General features: G+C 71.6%; 18 protein-coding genes and 1 pseudogene. 13 read left to right on the forward strand and 6 right to left on the reverse strand.

Annotation, left to right across the window (positions count from 1 at the left end; all coding sequences use genetic code 11):
- From DKL51_RS13280 to DKL51_RS13315, 8 genes and pseudogenes are all read left to right on the forward strand, one after another.
- Positions 1-296 (forward strand): annotated as a pseudogene (locus DKL51_RS13280) (DNA polymerase III subunit gamma and tau); the annotation flags it as partial.
- Positions 297-404: 108 nt separating this feature from the next.
- On the forward strand, positions 405-713 hold the full coding sequence (locus tag DKL51_RS13285; protein ID WP_221623172.1) for a YbaB/EbfC family nucleoid-associated protein: 309 nt from the start codon (positions 405-407) through the stop codon (positions 711-713).
- Between the two features lie 8 nt (positions 714-721).
- On the forward strand, positions 722-1315 hold the full coding sequence (gene recR, locus DKL51_RS13290; protein WP_109964663.1) for a recombination mediator RecR: 594 nt from the start codon (positions 722-724) through the stop codon (positions 1313-1315).
- 342 nt (positions 1316-1657) lie between these two features.
- Positions 1658-3331, forward strand: a complete 1674-nt coding sequence (locus DKL51_RS13295; protein ID WP_109946858.1) for an ABC transporter substrate-binding protein — start codon at positions 1658-1660, stop codon at positions 3329-3331.
- A gap of 99 nt (positions 3332-3430) precedes the next feature.
- On the forward strand, positions 3431-4438 hold the full coding sequence (locus DKL51_RS13300) for an ABC transporter permease (protein WP_124812106.1): 1008 nt from the start codon (positions 3431-3433) through the stop codon (positions 4436-4438).
- Complete coding sequence (locus DKL51_RS13305; protein WP_109946860.1) at positions 4435-5502, forward strand: ABC transporter permease; 1068 nt, start codon at positions 4435-4437, stop codon at positions 5500-5502. The genes DKL51_RS13300 and DKL51_RS13305 overlap by 4 nt, the downstream gene beginning before the upstream one ends.
- 55 nt (positions 5503-5557) lie before the next feature.
- Positions 5558-6544 carry an ABC transporter ATP-binding protein gene (locus DKL51_RS13310; RefSeq protein WP_109946861.1) on the forward strand — a complete coding sequence of 329 codons (987 nt, stop codon included), beginning with the start codon at positions 5558-5560 and terminating at the stop codon, positions 6542-6544.
- A complete protein-coding gene (locus DKL51_RS13315) occupies positions 6541-7638 on the forward strand; it encodes an ABC transporter ATP-binding protein (protein ID WP_109964666.1) in 1098 nt (365 codons plus the stop codon). Before DKL51_RS13310 ends, DKL51_RS13315 begins: the two co-directional genes overlap by 4 nt.
- Positions 7639-7691: 53 nt before the next feature.
- Here the strand turns inward: DKL51_RS13315 and DKL51_RS13320 are convergent, their stop codons facing one another.
- Together DKL51_RS13320 and DKL51_RS13325 are read right to left on the reverse strand one after the other, a co-directional pair.
- Entirely contained in the window at positions 7692-8138 is a 447-nt protein-coding gene (locus DKL51_RS13320) for a hypothetical protein (RefSeq protein ID WP_109964667.1), read from the reverse strand.
- The gene (locus tag DKL51_RS13325; RefSeq protein WP_124812108.1) at positions 8120-8776 is read right to left on the reverse strand and encodes an HNH endonuclease family protein; all 657 of its coding nucleotides are present in this window, start codon (positions 8774-8776) and stop codon (positions 8120-8122) included. Before DKL51_RS13325 ends, DKL51_RS13320 begins: the two co-directional genes overlap by 19 nt.
- Before the next feature lie 109 nt (positions 8777-8885).
- Between DKL51_RS13325 and DKL51_RS13330 the strand changes: the two genes are divergently transcribed.
- The 4 genes from DKL51_RS13330 (at position 8886) to DKL51_RS13345 (ending at position 12601) form a co-directional block, all read left to right on the forward strand.
- Complete coding sequence (locus tag DKL51_RS13330; protein WP_109946865.1) at positions 8886-10385, forward strand: MFS transporter; 1500 nt, start codon at positions 8886-8888, stop codon at positions 10383-10385.
- 80 nt (positions 10386-10465) lie between these two features.
- Positions 10466-11521, forward strand: a complete 1056-nt coding sequence (locus DKL51_RS13335; RefSeq protein ID WP_109946866.1) for a hypothetical protein — start codon at positions 10466-10468, stop codon at positions 11519-11521.
- Positions 11522-11540: 19 nt separating this feature from the next.
- Positions 11541-11963 (forward strand): YbaB/EbfC family nucleoid-associated protein, encoded by a 423-nt coding sequence (locus tag DKL51_RS13340; RefSeq protein ID WP_109946867.1) that lies wholly within the window; start codon positions 11541-11543, stop codon positions 11961-11963.
- Positions 11960-12601, forward strand: coding sequence for a hypothetical protein (locus tag DKL51_RS13345; RefSeq protein ID WP_109964668.1), 642 nt, complete (start codon positions 11960-11962; stop codon positions 12599-12601). Before DKL51_RS13340 ends, DKL51_RS13345 begins: the two co-directional genes overlap by 4 nt.
- A 79-nt stretch (positions 12602-12680) precedes the next feature.
- Here the strand turns inward: DKL51_RS13345 and leuA are convergent, their stop codons facing one another.
- A complete protein-coding gene (gene leuA / locus DKL51_RS13350; RefSeq protein ID WP_109946901.1) occupies positions 12681-14432 on the reverse strand; it encodes a 2-isopropylmalate synthase in 1752 nt (583 codons plus the stop codon).
- A gap of 266 nt (positions 14433-14698) precedes the next feature.
- Positions 14699-15979, reverse strand: coding sequence for an MFS transporter (locus DKL51_RS13355; protein ID WP_165823223.1), 1281 nt, complete (start codon positions 15977-15979; stop codon positions 14699-14701).
- Between the two features lie 73 nt (positions 15980-16052).
- On the opposite strand from DKL51_RS13355, the gene DKL51_RS13360 reads away from it, so the two are divergent.
- Entirely contained in the window at positions 16053-17042 is a 990-nt protein-coding gene (locus DKL51_RS13360; RefSeq protein WP_165823224.1) for an ArsR/SmtB family transcription factor, read from the forward strand.
- Between the two features lie 12 nt (positions 17043-17054).
- Here the strand turns inward: DKL51_RS13360 and DKL51_RS13365 are convergent, their stop codons facing one another.
- Together DKL51_RS13365 and DKL51_RS13370 are read right to left on the reverse strand one after the other, a co-directional pair.
- The gene (locus DKL51_RS13365; RefSeq protein ID WP_109946871.1) at positions 17055-17585 is read right to left on the reverse strand and encodes a nitroreductase family protein; all 531 of its coding nucleotides are present in this window, start codon (positions 17583-17585) and stop codon (positions 17055-17057) included.
- 84 nt (positions 17586-17669) lie between these two features.
- On the reverse strand, positions 17670-18319 hold a 650-nt coding region (locus DKL51_RS13370), incomplete at its 5' end, for a hypothetical protein (RefSeq protein WP_124812107.1).

Raw genomic sequence — 18319 nt, forward strand, 5'->3', positions numbered from 1 at the left:
GTGCCGGGGCGGGCAAGGGGCCGCGGACGGCGCAGGCGGCGCGGCCGACTGCGGACGCCGACTGGGCCGGCGAGCCGCCCTACGACCCGGACTACGACGGGCCGCTCCGTTCCGGCGGACGCCCGGTCGCCGCGACGCCGTCGACCCCGACCTATGAGGGCTTCGACCCGGGCGACGAGCCGCTGGACGAGGTGATCGACGAGCGGACCGCCCGGCAGTCCAGCGAGGAGCAGGCGGTGCAACTGCTCCGGGAGACGTTCGGGGCCGAGAAGATCGACGAGGTGGACGCGCGGTAGCGGCGCGTCGGCCGCCGAGGATGTGTGCCGCCGCCCGACTAGGCTGGGCGGCGGCCGATAGACGAGTGCGAGAAGGAGCCTTCCGTGCGCCCAGGTGGACAGCCGAACATGCAGCAGATGCTGAAGCAGGCGCAGAAGATGCAGCAGCAGATCGCGAAGGCTCAGGCCGAGCTGGCTGAGGCGGAGCTGACCGGCACCGCCGGCGGTGGCCTGGTGACCGCGACCGTCGCCGGCACCGGCGAGCTGAAGGCGATCAAGATCGACCCGAAGGCGGTCGACCCGGAGGACGTGGAGACCCTGGAGGACCTCGTCGTCGCGGCCGTGCACAACGCCGCCGAGGCGGCCCGGGAGCTGACCGAGAACAAGATGGGCCCGGTCACGGGCGGCATGGGCGGCCTCGGCCTGCCCGGGTTCTGAGCCGGCAGATGTACGAAGGTGCCATCCAGGACCTGATCGACGAGCTGGGTCGGCTCCCGGGTGTCGGCCCGAAGAGCGCCCAGCGGATCGCTTTCCACATCCTGTCGGCGGACCCCGCCGACGTGAACCGGCTGGCCGGCGCGCTGCGCAAGGTCAAGGAGCTGGTGCGCTTCTGCACGACCTGCTTCAACGTGGCCGAATCCGAGCAGTGCCGGATCTGCCGCGACCCGCGCCGCACCGACGAGGTGCTCTGCGTGGTGGAGGAGCCGAAGGACGTGGTGGCGATCGAGCGGACCGGCGAGTTCCGGGGCCGGTACCACGTGCTCGGCGGCGCGATCAATCCGCTGGAGGGGATCGGGCCGGACAACCTGCGGATCCGCGAGCTGATGACCCGGCTCGGGAGTGGTGCGGTCCGTGAGCTGATCCTGGCCACCGACCCGAACACCGAGGGCGAGGCGACGGCGACGTACCTGGCCCTGATGGTCAAGCCGATGGGGATCGCGGTGACCCGGCTGGCCAGCGGTCTGCCGGTCGGCGGCGACCTGGAGTACGCCGACGAGATCACCCTGGGCCGGGCCTTCGAGGGCCGCCGCGCGGTCTGACCGTCCCGCCTACGACGACTGGCCGGCGCCCGAACGGGTGCCGGCCAGTGTCGTTCCTGGTTCCGGCATGTGGGACGGGTGTGTCCCGGGCCACACGCGCCCCGGCCGAGGCCCGCGCGGACGACATTTGGTCCTTTTGTCATGGTCTGGGCGGTACTGTCGCGGGGCCGCGGATGTGACAGTCCTGTTTGCCGGGAGATCCCGGCCTGTCAGAGCCGGTCGGTTGGTGTCGGCTTGATAGCGATTGCCTAACGGGCTTTCCGCTTCGGTATGACATGTCATAGCCTCCCGCACACGGACTGAGCCACAACTCGGCGTGGTCACGCATGACAGAGGTGAGAGATGCAGGCGAGAAGGCTTAAAGCCGCCCTGGCCCTCGCGGCCAGTGCGGCGCTGGCGGTGGGCGCGGCCGGTTGCGCGAAGAGTGAGCGCGACGGTGGTGACAGTGGTGAGGCCAAGACTGGCGGCACCTTCGTCTTCGCGGGCGCTGGTGACCCCAAGAACTTCGACCCGATCTTCAACGATGACGGCGAGTCGTTCCGTCCCGTCCGCCAGATGTTCGACACCCTGATCACGCACAAGCCGGGCACGGCGGAGCTGGAGGGTGGCCTGGCGGAGAGCTGGGACCACGACGCCGAGGGCAAGGTCTGGACCTTCAAGCTGCGCCAGGGCGTGAAGTTCCACGACGGCACCCCCTTCAACGCCGCGGCGGTCTGCTACAACTTCGACCGCTGGTACAACATGAAGGGCGCCGCCGCCCAGTCGCAGATGATCTACTACATGGACGTCTTCGGCGGCTTCGCCAAGAACGACAGCCCGGACGCCGGCAAGTCGATCTACAACAAGTGCGAGGCGAAGGACGACGGCACCGCCGTCCTCACGCTGAACCAGTACAAGGGCGCCTTCCCGGGTGCCTTCGCGCTGACCTCGCTCTCGATCGCCAGCCCGGACGCGCTGAAGAAGTACGACGCCGACACGGTCAAGCAGAACGGCGACTCCTTCGAGTACAGCGCGTTCGCCAACGAGCACCCGGTCGGCACCGGTCCGTTCATCTTCGGCGGCTGGGACAAGGCCAAGGGTGAGATCACCCTGAACCGGAACCCCGACTACTGGGGCGACAAGGCCAAGGTCGACAAGCTGATCATCAAGATCATCAAGGACGAGAACACCCGCAAGCAGGAACTGCGGGCCGGCACCGTCCAGGGCATCGACTTCCCGGCCCCGGCCGACCGGAAGGCGCTGGAGGGTGAGGGCTTCAACGTCATCAACCGCCCGGCGTTCAACATCCTCTACCTGGGCATCAACCAGAAGAACCCGAAGCTGAAGGACCTGCGGGTGCGTCAGGCGATCGCCTACGCCCTCAACCGTCAGCAGCTCGTGCAGACCAAGGGCCCGGGTGGCACCAAGGTCGCGGACCAGTTCATGCCGGACACCGTGCTCGGCTACGCCCCGGATGTGCAGAAGTACGACTACAACCCGGAGAAGGCCAAGCAGCTGCTCAAGGAGGCGGGCGCCGAGAACCTGACGCTCAACTTCTACTACCCGACCGACGTCTCCCGGCCGTACATGCCGAACCCGCAGGAGATCTTCACCGTCCTCGCCAACGACCTCGGGGCCGTCGGCATCAAGGTCAACGGTGTGGCTCGCCCGTGGAACGGTGGCTACAAGGACGACGTGCAGCAGTTCGGCAAGCAGGACCTGCACATCCTCGGCTGGACCGGTGACTACAACGACCCGGGCAACTTCGTCGGTACCTTCTTCGGCCGCGCCAAGACCGAGTTCGGTGACGCGGCGATGACCGAGATGTTCGACGCCATCGCCAAGGCCGACGGCACCGTCGACGAGGCCGGCAAGAAGGCCGCCTGGGAGCAGGTCAACCGCGACATCGCCGCCAAGTGGCTGCCGGCCGTGCCGATCTGGCACGCCCCGCCGGCCATCGTGGTCACCAAGAACGTCAAGGGTCTGGTCGCCAGCCCGCTGACCGACGAGCGGTTCAACACGGTCAGCGTCTCCTGAGGACGGCTCTGACCTGCTGACGCCGTAAGCGGAATCGGCCCGGGCCGGGCTTCCCGGCCCGGGCCGACCCGCGGTAATTGAAAGTCTGGTGTGTGAGAGATGTTGCGAGTCATAGTCCGCCGCCTGCTGCAGCTGGCGGTGACCCTGATAGCGCTGTCCGCGCTCATCTTCGTCTGGCTGCGGAACCTGCCCGGCGGCCCGGTCGAGGCGCTGCTCGGTGAGCGTGCCACCCCTGAACGCCGCGCCCTGCTGATCAAGGCGCTCGGCTACGACCAGCCGATCCTGGTGCAGTACGCCAAGTTCATGCAGCGGGTCGTGACCGGCGACTTCGGCAACTCCATCCGGACCGGCGACCCAGTCAGCGAGGTGATCGGTCGGGCCTTCCCGGCCACCATCGAGCTGGCCGTGGTCGCCATGATCATCGCGATCGGGCTGGGCGTCCCGCTCGGTTACCTCGCCGCCCGTCACCACGGCCGGCTGCTGGACAACCTGAGCATCGCCGGCACGCTGCTCGGCATCTCGATCCCGATCTTCTTCCTGGGCTACCTGCTCAAGGACGTCTTCACCCAGAACATCCACTGGTTCCCGCCATCCGGGCGGATCAGCACCGGTCTGGACAACACCAACGTCACCGGCTTCTTCGTTCTCGACGGACTGCTGACTCGGGAGTTCGACGCCACCGCAGACGCGCTCTGGCACCTGATCCTGCCGGCGTTCACCCTCGCCACCATCCCGCTGGCGGTGATCGTGCGGATCACCCGGGCCAGCGTGCTCGACGTGCTCAACGAGGACTACGTACGGACGGCCGAGGCAAAGGGCCTGCGGCACCGGGTCATCCGCGGCCGGCACATCCTGCGCAACGCCCTCCTGCCGGTGGTCACCACCATCGGTCTGCAGACCGGCGCGCTGCTCTCCGGCGCGGTGCTCACCGAGAAGGTCTACAACTGGGGCGGCCTCGGCACGCTGATCACCGACTCGATCAGCGGCGGCCGTGACTATCCGGTGCTGCAGGCGCTGATCCTGCTGGCCGCGCTGGTCTTCGTGGTGGTCAACCTGCTGGTCGACCTCTCCTACGCCTTCATCGACCCGAGGGTGCGTGTGCGATGAGTGACCCGATGACCCGGCCCGGCGTGACGAGCCCCCGCGACGGTTCCGGCCTTCCCGCCTCCGACCTCTCCGCTGGCGACCGACCCGGCGTCGAGGAGAAGCCCGAGGGCGTGACCCGTGACCTCGGCCGGCTCGGCGACCGGAAGAAGGCACGGCTGGACGAGCTGGCCCGCGCCACCGCCGACAAGGGCGGCGTGAGCCTCGTCCGGGACGCGTTCCGCCGGTTGCGGCGCAACCCGGTCGCCATCGTCGGCGCGTCCATCGTCGGCATCTTCATCCTCGTGGCGATCTTCGCGCCGCTGCTCGCGCCGCACGACCCGGCGCAGCGCTTCGACGAGCTCACCAAGAACCTCACCGTCGACAACATTCCCGGGGCCAGCAGCGAGTTCCCCCTCGGCTCCGACCCGCTCGGGCGGGACTTCCTCTCCCGCCTGATCTACGGCAGCCGGCAGACGCTCTTCGTCGGCGTGGTGGCCACCCTGATCGGGTTGGGCCTGGGCGTACTGATCGGCGCGCTCGCCGGTGCCTTCGGCGGCTGGGTCGACAACATCCTGATGCGCTTCACCGACGTGATGCTGGCCCTGCCGGCCCTGCTGCTGGCGATCAGCCTGGTGGCGATGGCCAGCAGGTCCAGCCAGTGGACGGTCATCTTCGCGGTGGCGGTCGTCAACGTGCCGATCTTCGCCCGACTGCTGCGCGGCTCGATGCTGGCGCAGCGGGAGAGCGACCACGTGCTGGCCGCCCGGGCGCTCGGCGTGAAGGGGCGGTCGATCGTGTTGCGGCACATGCTGCCCAACGCGATGACGGCGGTGATCGTGCAGGCCACGCTCACCCTCTCCACCGCGATCCTGGAGGCGGCCTCGCTCTCCTTCCTCGGTCTCGGCGACCCGGACATCAACCGCGCCGAGTGGGGTCTGATGCTCGGTGTGGACGGCCAGCGCTACTTCGAGGTCCGCCCCGAGCTCGCGTACTACCCGGCGATCGCGATCATCGTCGTCGCACTCGGCTTCACCCTGCTCGGTGAGGCGATGCGCGAGGCGCTCGACCCGAAGAACCGGCGGTGACGGCGATGCGGTGGATCAGCACGGCCGGCGGACGCCGGCGAGAGGAAGTGACCCGATGAGCCTGCTCGACGTACGCGATCTGAGTGTGGTGTTCCAGCGGCGCGGCGAGCGGCCGTTCACCGCGGTCGACAAGGTCAGCTTCAGCGTGGAGCCGGGGCAGACGGTGGGCCTGGTCGGCGAGTCCGGCTGCGGCAAGAGCGTGACCAGCCTGGCGATCATGGGCCTGCTGCCCAAGCGGGGCAACAGGGTCTCGGGCGAGGTGCTCTTCGAGGGCGCCGATCTGCTCAAGCTGAGGCCGGACGACATGCGGGACCGGCGCGGCCGGGACATCGGCATGATCTTCCAGGACCCGCTCTCCTCGTTGAACCCGGTGGTCCCGATCGGGCTCCAGGTCGCCGAGGTGCTGGAGCGGCATCGGGGGATGAACCGGAAGGCGGCGCTGAAGGAGGCCCGGGAACTGCTCGACGCGGTCGGCATCCCGGACCCGATGCGGCGGCTGAAGGAGTACCCGCACCAGATCTCCGGCGGCATGCGGCAGCGGGCGCTGATCGCCATCGCGCTGGCCTGCAAGCCGCGGCTGCTCATCGCCGACGAGCCGACCACCGCCTTGGACGTGACCATCCAGGCGCAGATCCTCACCCTGCTCAAGCAGCTCGTCGACGAGACCGGCACCGCGCTGATCATGATCACGCACGATCTCGGTGTGGTGGCCGGTCTCTGCGACACGGTCAACGTGCTTTACGGCGGCAAGGTGGTGGAGCGGGCCGCCCGGCACGAGCTGTTCGGCCGGCCGCGGCACCCGTACACCCACGGGCTGCTCAGCTCGGTGCCGCGGCTGGACTCGCCGCGGGGCGAGCGGCTGCACGCCATCCCGGGTTCGGTGGCCGACAACATCCCGTGGGTCGAGGGGTGCGCGTTCGCGCCCCGCTGCGGCAACGTGGTGGACGCCTGCCTGGAGGGCACGCCCCCGCTTGAACCCACCGCGACCGGCGGCGACCTGCGCTGCAACAACCCCGTTTCCGAGGAGGTGGCGGTGCCGTGACCGAGCGGACCGGACCACTGGTCGAACTGCGCGACGTCAAGGTCCACTTCCCGATCAAGAGCGGCCTGCTCTTCGACCGTACGGTCGGCTACGTCTACGCCGTCGACGGTGTCTCGTTGTCGATCAACAAGGGTGAGACGTACGGCCTGGTGGGCGAGTCGGGCTGCGGCAAGTCCACCCTGGGGCGGGGTCTGCTGCGCCTCGTCGAGCCGACCGCCGGTGAGATCGTCTTCGACGGCACCGACATCCGCTCGCTCAAGGGCGAGTCGATGCGCCGGGCCCGCCGCCGGATGCAGATGATCTTCCAGGACCCGCTGTCCAGCCTCGACCCCCGCCAGTCGGTGGAGTCGCTGCTGGTCGAGGGGCTCAAGGCGCACGGCCTGGCCGACGACAAGGCGGCCACCAATCGCCGGCTGCGGGAGACCCTCGCCGCGGTCGGCCTGCCCGCCTCGGCGCTGGCGAAGTACCCGCACGAGTTCTCCGGCGGCCAGCGGCAGCGCATCGGCATCGCCCGGGCGCTGGTGCTCGACCCGGACCTGATCGTCGCCGACGAGCCGGTCTCCGCGTTGGACGTGTCGATCCAGGCGCAGGTGCTCAACCTGATGGAGGACCTGCAGAACGAACTCGGCCTGACGTACCTGATCATCGCCCACGACCTGGCGGTGGTCCGGCACATCGCCGACACGGTCGGGGTGATGTACCTGGGCGGGCTGGTCGAGGAGGCGTCCAGCGACGACCTCTACCGCGAGCCGATGCACCCGTACACGAAGGCGCTGATGTCGGCGGTGCCGGTGCCGGACCCCACGGTGGAGGACCGCCGCGAGCGGATCCTGCTCGCCGGTGACCTGCCCTCGCCGACGAACCCGCCCGCCGGGTGCCGGTTCCACACCCGCTGCCCGTGGGCGCAGCCGACCCGCTGCGTCGACGAGCGGCCGGCGTTGCGCGACGTGCTCGGCGGCCACCGGGTGGCCTGCCACTACGCGGAGGACATCGCGGCCGGGCGGATCCGGCCGCACGAGGTCGCGCCGGAGCTGGTCCGGCCCGACGACGGCGCGGGCCCGGGTGACACCGGTGAGCTGATCCCCACGCCGTGAGCCCATGCCGAGGCCCCCTTCCCGGAACCGCGGGAAGGGGGCCTCGGCGCGTCTCAGCCCTCGGGGCGGTTGAGCAGGGCGACCGCGATGGCGTGCACGGCGTCCAGTCCCGCCGGGTCGGCCAGCGCCGCCTTGCCGCCGGTCACCACGTACCACTCGTCGGCGTCCTTGTACTGCACGCGCAGGGTGACCTGGCCGTCGGCGTACTCGGTGCGCAGGGTGAGCTCGCCGGTCACCACGCCCACCTCGTCGGTCATCACCCCGCCGGGACCGGTCGTGATGTCGGTGCTCCGCTGCTGCGGCCCGGCGCCGGCCCCACCGGCCGGGGCGGCCGGTGCGGTGTCGGCGGCCATGCCCGCTCCGGAGACGTCCGCGGGTGCGGCCGGGGCACCGTCCGCGGCCATCCCGGCCGTGGTCCCGGCGCTGGCTCCGCCGCCGGCGTCCGGCCTCTGCTCGGGGGCCGGCGTCGCCCCGGCTCCGGTCACGGCTTGCTCGCCCATGTGCAGCCCTCCAACATGTCGGTGAGGGCGGCCTTCTCGGCACTGGTCACCGTCAGCCGCCAGTAGTGCTTGACCGTCACCCAGTCCGCGGCGTACCGGCACCAGTACGACCGGTTCGCCGGCTTCCACTGGGACGGGTCCTGGTCACCCTTTGCCCGGTTGGAGGTCAGGGAAACCGCGAGGAGCTGCGGCCGGGTCAGGTCGTTGGCGAAGTCGCCGCGCTTCGAGTCGTCCCACTCGTTCGCGCCCGACCGCCAGGCGTTCGCCAGCGGCACCACGTGGTCGATGTCCACCTGGGCGGGATCGGTGAAGACCCGCCCGTCGTAGGGGCTCTCCCAGCGGCCGGCTACCACGTTGCAGCCGGAGAGCTTGATGCTCTCCCCGTCCCGCTGGAGCACGCTGTCCCGGACGTCGCAGTTCTTGCCGGTGTCCCGCCAGTGCGGGAACCGGGTCCGGCTGTAGCCCTTCATGGACCCGGCACTGGCCACGGTCAGCTCGGCGAGCTGCTGGTTGACGTTGCCGCTGCTGCTCGGTGTCGGTTCGGGCTCCGGGAGCGGCACGCAGCCGGCCGCGCCGAGGGCGATCGCCGCGCCGAGCGCGGCCGCCACCGCGGCGCGAGCTCCTGATCTGGTACGCACAGACGACACCTCTCCAGCTTGCGGGCTCCCGGCGATCCCGCACAGTACCTGGGTGCTGGTTTCCGCGATTCGTGGCGTCGGGAGTGGAGGGGCGGGCAGATTGGAAGCCATGACTTCCACCGCTCCCGCGCTCCGGACGGGTACCGCCGCCGGGCGGGGAACCCTGCTCGCCGCGATCCTCGCCTCCGGCATGGTGTTCCTGGACAGCACGGTGGTGAACGTGGCACTGCCCCGGCTCGGCGCCGAACTCGGGGCGACCGTCGCCGGTCTGCAGTGGACCGTGAACGGCTACCTGCTGATGCTGGCCGCTTTCGTACTGCTGGGCGGGGCGCTCGGGGACCGGTTCGGCCGCCGCCGGGTCTTCCTGATCGGGGTGGTCTGGTTCGCGGCGGCCTCCCTGCTCTGCGGACTGGCCCAGGGGACCGGCACCCTGATCGCCGCCCGGTTCCTCCAGGGCGCGGGCGGGGCGCTGCTCACCCCGGGTTCGCTCTCGGTGCTCCAGGCCAGCTTCCACCCGGACGACCGGGGGCGGGCGATCGGCACCTGGGCCGGGCTCTCCGGGGTTTCCACCGCGCTCGGTCCGCTGCTCGGCGGCTGGCTGATCGACACCCTCTCCTGGCGGTGGATCTTCTTCATCAACCTGCCGCTGGCCGTGGCCGTGGTGCTCGCCGGGATGCGCTGGGTGCCGGAGAGCCGCGACGAGAACGTGGCGCGTACCGGGGCGGGCCGCCGCCGGTTCGACGTGGCCGGCGCGCTGCTCGGCGCGCTTGCCCTCGGCGGCGTCACCTACGCCCTGATCGACGCCCCGGCGCGTGGCCTCAGCTCACCGTCGGTGCTGGTCGCGGCGCTGGTCGGGGTAGCCGCGGTAGTGCTCTTCGTCCTGGTCGAGCGGCGGCGTGGGGAGACCGCAATGCTGCCCGTCGGCCTGTTCAGCAGCCGGCTCTTCTCGGTGCTCAACATCTTCACCGTGGTGGTGTACGCGGCGCTCGGCGGCTTCACCTTCTTCCTCGCGGTCTATCTGCAGAACGTGGTGGGCTGGTCGGCCCTGCGCACCGGCCTGGCCACGGTGCCGATGACGGTGCTGCTGGCGGCCGGCTCGTCCCGGGCCGGGGCACTCGCCGCCCGGATCGGTCCCCGGCTGCCGCTCACCGTCGGGCCGATCATCGCCGCGCTCGGCCTGCTGCTGCTGCGCCGGGTCGGCCCGGGCGCGTCGTACTGGGTGGACGTGCTGCCCGGGGTGGTCCTGTTCGGGGCCGGCCTGACCCTGGTGGTGGCGCCGCTGACCGCCTCGGTGCTGGCCGCGGTGGCCGACCGGTTCGCGGGCGTGGCGAGCGGGTTCAACAACGCGGCGTCCCGGGCCGGTGGCCTGCTGGCAGTGGCCGCGCTGCCGCTGCTGGTCGGGCTCTCCGGCACCGGCTACGAACAGCGGGCCGCGCTCACCGGCGCGTTCCGGGGGGCGATGCTCTGGTGCGCCGGGTTGCTGCTGACCGGCGCGGCGCTGGCCGGGCTGCTGATCCACCGGCCGGCTCGCGAGGCGCCGCCCGCGCAGCCGTGTCCGTCGCTGCCCGTGGCCACTCCGCCCGAGGAGCGTCGGCCGCGCGGGGCCTGACGACACGGGCGTCCACTAGGTAGGGTGTGGCGGCGGCTGCCGCGCGCAGTCGGAGGGCCCAGCGACCGGCCGGGGGGACCGTGACCCAGATCGAGATCAATCCGGCCCAGTTGACCAACGCCGCGCTCGGGCTGGACCGGTTCGTCGTACCGGATCTGGAGGAGGCGGCCCGCAAGGTCGCCGCGGGCTACCGGGTGGATCTGCCCGGCTTCGGGGCGCTGCTCTCCTTCGCCGAGGGCTACTACAACTCGGTGGGCGACTACCAGCTGCGCAATCTGGAGACGGCGGCGCAGGTCGTCCAGGCGGTCGCCGCCGGGCTGCGCAAGACCGTCGGCAACTACCATGCCGCCGAGCAGGCGAACGTGGAAATGTTCCGGGTGCCGGGCACCGGGGAGCCGGAGGGCTACCTCGAGGGGCTCCGCGACAGCGGCTTCGCCCGGCTCTTCCACGACCCGCTCGGCGGGGTCGACGGCCTGGGCGAGCAGGCGGCCGAGGTGTTGTCCGTGGCGACCCAGACCAGCTTTGTCGCCCTCGCCTTCGCCACCGCGGCGATGGCGCCGGACTATCTGCCCGCGCCGCTCACCGCTGAGGCGCTGGTGGCGAACGGGTTCTCCATCATCGAGGCGGCGCGCGAGCTCAGCGCCGTCGCCTCCACGCTGGAGGGCTCGGTCATCAGGAAGTTCGACGGGTACGCCAACGCGGCGACCGCCGGCTGGGTGGACTCCAGCGTGATCGGCTACCGGAACGTGGTCGCCGAGGTGTCCCGCGAGCTGGGGCAGGTGCAGAAGGCGATCGCCGCGATGTCGGCGTCGCTGGTGGCCGTGGTGAGCCTGCTCGCCGCGTTCTGGTCCGCGTTCATCGCCTTCACCGCCGAGTTCTTCGTGACGATCCTGGACCTGACCCTCTCCTCGATCGGCCCTCAGGCCGCCGTGCTCCAGCCGATCATCCAGGCGCTCGGCGCGCTGGCCAGCGCCTCCTGGCTGACCGCCGCCGGCACCGTCATCTCGGTGGTCGTCGCGGGCATCGCGCTGCTGTCCGGAGTGGTCAAGGAGTTCGTCGGCGTGCAGCGCTTCGACGAGCAGGGCGACGGCACCCCGGATCTGCAGCAGGTCCCGGTCGCGTGGCACTCGATCTGAGCGGGCGGAAAGGGCAGGGATGAGCAGCTTCGACTCGCAGATCCAGCGGGCGCTGCGGCAGGTGCGGGAACGGCTCGACGCGTTCGAGCAGCACCGCACCGCGCTCGCCGAGACGATGGGCGAGGGGACCAGCGAGGACGGCCTGATCACCGCGCGGGTCGGGGCCGGTGGCGAGGTACGCGATCTGGAGATCAATCCACGGGCGATGCGGCTGGACAGCTTCAACCTGCGGGACGGCATCCTCGCCGCGATCCGTGCCGCCGCCAGCGACTACGCCGAAACGGTACGGGCGGCGACCGCGCTGCCACCGGTCGACCCGGAGCAGTTGCTGCGGGACTTCGGCATGGGCGCGGGGACGAAGGCCACCATGGCGCAGTTCTCCGAGCGGGCCGCCGATATCGAGCGCAACCTGGCCGCCCTGCGGAAGGACCTGGCCGGATGATCGGGCTCGCCGCCGATCCGGCACGCGCCGGGAACATCCTGCTGGTCCGGGCCCCCCGTCGCCGGGGCCACGCGGTGTTCGGCTGGCTCGTCCCGATCGGCCTCGGGCTGGCCGTCGTGGTGTCGGTGCTGGTCGCGGTGCTGCTCTGGTCCCGCTCGCCGGTGGCGGCGCTGGGCGGCGCGATCTGCACCCTCCTGTTCCTGATGTTCCTCACCCTGCTGCCGGGTGCGCCCCTGGAGCAGCGCCGCCGCTCCGGGCGCGACGACAGCGTCGGGCTGCCAATGGCCGAGCTCTCCGCCGAGGGCGTACGGGCCCGCTACCGGGTGCCGACGCTGGGCGAGCGACGTACCGGTCAACCGGCCGACCCGGCGTACGACGCCGCCGTGGCCTGGACCGACGTCACCGGCTGGCGGTACGGGCAGGACCCGTTCGGCCAGCGGGTGATCGTGATCGAGGTGACCGATCCGGCGGCGGTGGTCCTGCGGCGCGCCGACCCGCTGCTCCGGTCGTACCTGGACCGGCTGGTGCGCCAGGTCGGGTCACTGGTGGTGGTGCGGGCGCCGATCGCCGGGCCCGATCAGGAGCGGGCCGTGGTGGAGCGGCTGGCGGCGCAGGGCGTGCCCCGCACCGACGGCTGACGACCGCTTCCCCGGTCGCTGGACGTGGGGAGCCGAGGAGCAGGCGGCGCCCGGCGCATCGCCGGACGCCGTCCTGAGCTCAGCCGCGGGCGCGGTTGACCGCGCTGGTGACCGCCTTCACCGAGGCGGTCACGATGTTGGCGTCCATCCCGACGCCCCAGACCGTCCGGCCGTCCACCTCGCACTCGACGTACGCGGCGGCCTGCGCGTCCCCACCCGAGGAGAGCGCGTGCTCGTGGTAGTCGAGCACCCGTACCGCCACGCCGAGGGACTGCAGCGCGTTGACGTACGCGTCGATCGGGCCGTTGCCGACCGCGGCGAGCGACCGGCGCTCGTCCCCGAAGCCGACCTCGGCCTCGATCTCGACCTTGCCGTCGGCGGTGCCGATGGCGTAGCCGGCCAGGGTGACCGCTGGGTCGACCTGGTGGTCGACCAGGTAGTTGCGGGCAAAGATCTCCCACATGGTGCCCGGCTCGACCTCGCCGCCGTCGTGGTCGGTGACCTGCTGGACCACGCCGGAGAACTCGATCTGGAGGCGGCGCGGCAGGTCGAGCTGGTGCTCGGTCTTCATGATGTACGCGACGCCGCCCTTGCCGGACTGCGAGTTGACCCGGATGACCGCCTCGTAGGTGCGGCCCAGGTCCTTCGGATCGATCGGCAGGTAGGGGACCGCCCAGGTGAACTGGTCGACCGGAACTCCGGCGGCGGACGCGTCCTGCGCCAGGGCCTCGAGGCCCTTCTTGATCGCGTCCTGGTGCGAGCCGGAGAAGGCGGTGTAGACCAGGTCGCCCGCGTACGGGTGGCGCTCGTGCACCGGCAGCTGGTTGCAGTACTCGACGGCCCGCTTGACCTCGTCGATGTTCGAGAAGTCGATCATCGGGTCGATGCCCTGGGAGAACAGGTTCAGGCCGAGCGTCACCAGGTCGACGTTGCCGGTCCGCTCGCCGTTGCCGAAGAGGCAGCCCTCGATCCGGTCGGCGCCGGCCAGCAGACCCAGCTCGGCGGCGGCCACCCCGGTGCCCCGGTCGTTGTGCGGGTGCAGGCTCAGCACCAGGCTGTCCCGCCGGGGCAGGTGCCGGTGCATCCACTCGATCGAGTCGGCGTACACGTTCGGCATGGCCATCTCGACGGTGGCCGGCAGGTTGACGATCAGCTTGCGGTCCGGCGTCGGGTCGATCACCTCGATGACCTTGGCGCAGACCTCCAGCGCGTACTCCAGCTCGGTGCCGGTGTACGACTCCGGCGAGTACTCGTAGTAAATGTCGGTGTCCGGGGTGTGGATCTCCGCGTACTTCTGGCAGAGCCGGGCGCCCTGGGTGGCGATGTCGGCGATGCCGTCCCGGTCCAGGCCGAAGACCACCCGGCGCTGCAGCGTCGAGGTGGAGTTGTAGAAGTGCACGATCGCCCGGTGGGCGCCGCGCAGCGACTCGAAGGTCCGCTCGATCAGGTGCTCCCGGCACTGCGTCAGCACCTGGATGGTGACGTCCTCGGGGATCAGGTCCTGCTCGATCAGCTGCCGGACGAAGTCGTAGTCGGTCTGGCTGGCCGACGGGAAGCCGACCTCGATCTCCTTGTAGCCCATCTGCACGAGCAGTTGGAACATCCGGCGCTTGCGCTCGGGGGACATCGGGTCGATCAGGGCCTGGTTGCCGTCGCGCAGGTCGACCGCGCACCAGCGGGGCGCCGCCTCTACCTGACGGGTCGGCCAGGTGCGGTCCGGCAGGTCGATCCGGAACTGCTGGTGGTACGGCTGGTAGCGCTGGAACGGCATCCGGCTGGGGCGCTGCCGGGCGAACGGATCGGTCTCAGCGTCGGTGACGGGTTGAGCCATGGTGAGGTGCTCCCCTGGGAACATGTGGCGTCAGCAATCGGAAGGTGTCGGCTGGTGCCGGGCGACGGTGCCGGGCGGTGCCGAGAAGAAGTTCGGATGTGCTGGACGGCGCGGTTCAACTCCGCGACGAGGTGCCGGCCGTCAGGCCTCGTCGCGGCAGCCAAGGAGAAGGTGCGCCTGCCACATGACAGGGTGACACTACGTGATCACAGCGGCCCGTGGTAGCTGGGTCCGGGATTTGAGATGCAGATCCCAGGCGACGCTGCTCACGCGTCGGCTGCCACCGGGACGGCCTCGGCGGTCTCCACCGTCTCGCCGAGGCGGGGACGGCGGGCCGCCCACCCGACCAGCGGCACCGCCGCGATGGCGGCGACGGCGAAGAGCGCGACCAGCGGGAACCAGCCCCAGCCGCCGGTGGTGACCCCGAGCGCGGTCAGGCCGGCGGGGCCGACCAGATACTGAAGTTGGCCGCCGAGCCGGAACGCGCCGACGTACGCACCGCGGTGGGCGGCCGGCGGCAGGGTGCTGGTGATCCCCCAGGCGCCGGCCGACTGGACCAGTTCGGCGAGGGTGAGCACCACCGCCGCGACCACCAGCACCGCGATGGTCACCACCCCGTCGGTCACCGCCGACAGCGGCAGGATCAGGCAGAACAGGGCGATCAGCAGGCCACCGGTGCGCAGCGCCCGACCGGCGCCGGTCACCGTGTCGGCGCCCCGACTGGCGCGTACCTGGAGCAGCACGGCGAGGATCGTGTTGAGCAGCACCAGGGCGGCGATCAGCGTGCGCGGGGCGTCGGTGTGGCTGAGCACCCAGAGCGGCAGCACCACCAGGTAGAGCGTCCCGTGCGAGCTGAGCAGCCCGCTCAGCAGGGAGACCGCCATGAACGGCCGGTCGCGCAGTACGGCGAACCGGCTCGGCCCCTCCGCCGGCGCCGCGACGACCGGCACCCGGGGCAGCCGGTACACGAAGACCGCGGTGACCAGCAGCATGGCGGCGTTGAACCAGACCATCCCCCGGTACGCGGAGAGGGTGTCCACGGCCAGCACCACGCCGCTGATCACCGCTCCCAGCCCGAAGCCGACGTTCAGCGCCGACCGCTGGTACGCCAGCGCGGTCACCCGGTCCTCCGGCGGCAGCACGTTGATCGCATAGACCTGCCGCGCCACCCCGGTGGCCGCGTCAACCACGCCCAGCGCGACCACCACGGCCAGGAAGCCGACGAAGCCGCCCACGAACGGGTACGCCCCGAAGAGCGCCGCCTCGACGACCACTCCGACCAGCCACACCGTCTGCGCCCCGTACCGGTCGGTGACCGCGCCGAGTGGGACCGTGCCGAGCAGGGACACCCCGGCGGCCAGCGACAGCCCGAGGCCGACCTGGGTGGGGCTGAGGCCGAGCGCCCGGGTGAAGAAGACCGCGCTACCGGCCTGGAACAGGCCGTGCCCGATGGCGTACACCATGGCCTGCACGGCCAGGGCGCGGGTCAGGCCGGCCGGTGGCACGACGTGGCGGACGGCGGTGCGGATGGTGTCTCTGGCCCCCATGACGGGTGAGCCAAGCGTGCCCCCTACCGCTCGGTCGAGCGATTTAGGCTGAGCCGAATCCACGGGGGTGCGGGTGTCCGAGTTGCGCTTTGAGCCGGCCGACGTCGCGGGCGTACGGTTCACCATCTCGCCGGTGTGGGAAACGGTTTCCAGCCTGTGGGTGCTCGACAACCCGGTGCGGCACGCCGTGCACCTGTCCTGGATCGACCGCGCCGGGGTGGCCCTCCGCCGCCCCGAGGTGGCCGTCCGCGTCCAGCCGCTGCGGGAGCTGACCCGTCCCCGCCGTTGGCTGCCCGACTTCCTCACCCCGGCGGCGTCCCGTGCGGACGTGACCCTGGACGAGCAGCTCGACCAGATCGCGGCGACCCCGCCCGACGTCGTGGTGCGGGACTTGTTGTCGACCACCCCCAGCGGGCCGCTGTCGCCGTTCGGGCAGGCCCTGCTGGTTGATCCCCGGGGGCTGCTGTCGCAGCTCGTCGACGCCGTGCGAATCTGGCACGACGAGGCGATCGCCCCGGACTGGCCGCGGATGCGAGCGTTGCTGGAGGCCGACGTCGCCCACCGTGCCGCTCAGCTCGCCGAGGGCGGCACCGGCCGGCTCTTCGACCAGTTGCACCCGAGCCTGCGCTGGCTCGGCGACCGGGTGGTCAGCGACGACCCGTTTGAGCGGGACTTCGACCTGGGCGGGCGCGGGCTGGCGCTCAACCCGGGTGTCTTCACCGACCGGCGGGTGCTGTGGAACCTGCTGGAGGAATCGCCGCCCGCCGGCACGTACCCGGTCCGGGCGGTCGGCACGCTCTGGGAGACGTCCCCCACGCCGCCGGGGGATCCACTGGCCCGGGTAATGGGGTCCGGCCGGGCAGCGCTGCTGCACCTGCTCGATTCGCCGGCCACCACCACCGACCTGGCCTGGCGCACCGGCCTGTCCTGCGGGAGCGTCTCCCAGCATCTGGCGGCACTGCACGCCGCCGGCCTGGTTGTCCGCACCCGGCGCGGCCGCCACGTCTTCTACCGCAACACGGACGCCGCCATGGTGCTCCTCCGCGCCGCCGGCGGCGAGTGACCTGATCGCGCGTCAGGGCAGCAGCAGGGCAGCCAGGGGGCGTCGGCGGCGCAGCCCGAGCTCCCGCTGCCGCAGCTCCTCGGGCAGCACCGCAGGATCGCCGAGCCGCCCGACGGCCGCCACCACCAGCGGTCGGATCCCGACCGGAAGGTCGAGGTCGGCGGCGAGCCCCGCCCGGTCGAAGCAGGTGAGCTGGTGCACGTACAGGCCGAGCGCGGTGGCCTGCACGGTCAGGTGGGCCATCGCCTGACCCAGGTCGTACGCGCCCCGCTCGGCGTCGCCGGCGGCGTGCGCGCCCAGCACCAGGGCCGAGGCCCGCCGGGCCCAGCGCTGGTCACCGGCCGGCAGGCTGACCAGGAGCCGCTTCCAGGTGTCGTCCTCCCGGTGCCCGAGGGCGAACCGCCACGGCTGCGCGTTCCCCGTCGACGGTGCCCAGCGGGCCGCCTCCAGCAGGGAGGACGCCTCGGCGCCGGTCAGCTCGGCGGCCGGGTCGAAGGCTCGGGGGCTCCAGCGGAAAGCGAGCAGCGGGGTGAGGTCGGCCATGGGAGGAGCGTCCCGTATGCGCCTTTCGCCCTCACCGGCAGGTCGCACGGATGTGGCAAAGAGCACCCGTAACGTGACGGTGGGTTACAGCGTTGTGGGGCTCGCACTGTCCGACGGGGAGGGCGCGGCCCGGCCGACCGGATCGCCCTCCACCACCGGGCCGGCCAGCGGCACGGTGGCCGGTGCCGGGCCGGGCGGTCCGGCCAGCTTCAGCGTGCCGAGCGCGGCGCGCACCAGCGTCGGGGTGCCGTCCTGCTCGTAGCAGTAGATGCCCACGTCCAGCGGGGCGTTCAGCGAGGCCGACGTCGACTCCACGGAGTAGCACTCGCCGCTGACCCCGGCCGGCGGCGTGGCGGGCGAGACGGCCAGCGGGGCCCGCTGGTCGGTGAGCACCTCCAGCCAGTCGGTGAACGGGTGCTGCACCCGGGGGTCGAGCCGACGGGGCACGGTGTCGTCGGGGTCGCCGAGGCGTACGCAGCTCGGCGGCTCGGGCCGGCCGGCGGACGGCAGGGCGCACTGGAAGAGCCCGTCGGCGGTGGCGGCGAGCGAGACGTCGACCGTGCCGCCCAGCCCCCAGGCCGGCACGTCCACCCGCCACGTGCCGTCGTTCGCGCTGGTCACCACGACCGTGCGATCGGGGCCGTCGCCGGTGCTCAGCGTGTACTGGGCGGTGAGGTGGCGGTCCAGCGCGGCGGCCGCCAGGGCGGCCAGTTCGTCGCGGGCCGCGTCCGCCC

This window comes from Micromonospora globispora (genome assembly GCF_003857015.1).
GTDB classification, from domain to species: domain Bacteria; phylum Actinomycetota; class Actinomycetes; order Mycobacteriales; family Micromonosporaceae; genus Micromonospora; species Micromonospora globispora.

What these genes read in the sequence shown, in the direction of transcription:
- DKL51_RS13285 (WP_221623172.1), top strand. Translation starts at nt 405, where the DNA reads ATGCAGCAGATGCTGAAGCAGGCGCAGAAGATGCAGCAGCAGATCGCG.
- recR (WP_109964663.1), top strand. Translation starts at nt 722, where the DNA reads ATGTACGAAGGTGCCATCCAGGACCTGATCGACGAGCTGGGTCGGCTC.
- DKL51_RS13295 (WP_109946858.1), top strand. Translation starts at nt 1,658, where the DNA reads ATGCAGGCGAGAAGGCTTAAAGCCGCCCTGGCCCTCGCGGCCAGTGCG.
- DKL51_RS13300 (WP_124812106.1), top strand. Translation starts at nt 3,431, where the DNA reads ATGTTGCGAGTCATAGTCCGCCGCCTGCTGCAGCTGGCGGTGACCCTG.
- DKL51_RS13305 (WP_109946860.1), top strand. Translation starts at nt 4,435, where the DNA reads ATGAGTGACCCGATGACCCGGCCCGGCGTGACGAGCCCCCGCGACGGT.
- DKL51_RS13310 (WP_109946861.1), top strand. Translation starts at nt 5,558, where the DNA reads ATGAGCCTGCTCGACGTACGCGATCTGAGTGTGGTGTTCCAGCGGCGC.
- DKL51_RS13320 (WP_109964667.1), bottom strand. Translation starts at nt 8,138, where the DNA reads ATGGGCGAGCAAGCCGTGACCGGAGCCGGGGCGACGCCGGCCCCCGAG.
- DKL51_RS13330 (WP_109946865.1), top strand. Translation starts at nt 8,886, where the DNA reads ATGACTTCCACCGCTCCCGCGCTCCGGACGGGTACCGCCGCCGGGCGG.
- DKL51_RS13340 (WP_109946867.1), top strand. Translation starts at nt 11,541, where the DNA reads ATGAGCAGCTTCGACTCGCAGATCCAGCGGGCGCTGCGGCAGGTGCGG.
- DKL51_RS13345 (WP_109964668.1), top strand. Translation starts at nt 11,960, where the DNA reads ATGATCGGGCTCGCCGCCGATCCGGCACGCGCCGGGAACATCCTGCTG.
- leuA (WP_109946901.1), bottom strand. Translation starts at nt 14,432, where the DNA reads ATGGCTCAACCCGTCACCGACGCTGAGACCGATCCGTTCGCCCGGCAG.
- DKL51_RS13355 (WP_165823223.1), bottom strand. Translation starts at nt 15,979, where the DNA reads ATGGGGGCCAGAGACACCATCCGCACCGCCGTCCGCCACGTCGTGCCA.
- DKL51_RS13365 (WP_109946871.1), bottom strand. Translation starts at nt 17,585, where the DNA reads ATGGCCGACCTCACCCCGCTGCTCGCTTTCCGCTGGAGCCCCCGAGCC.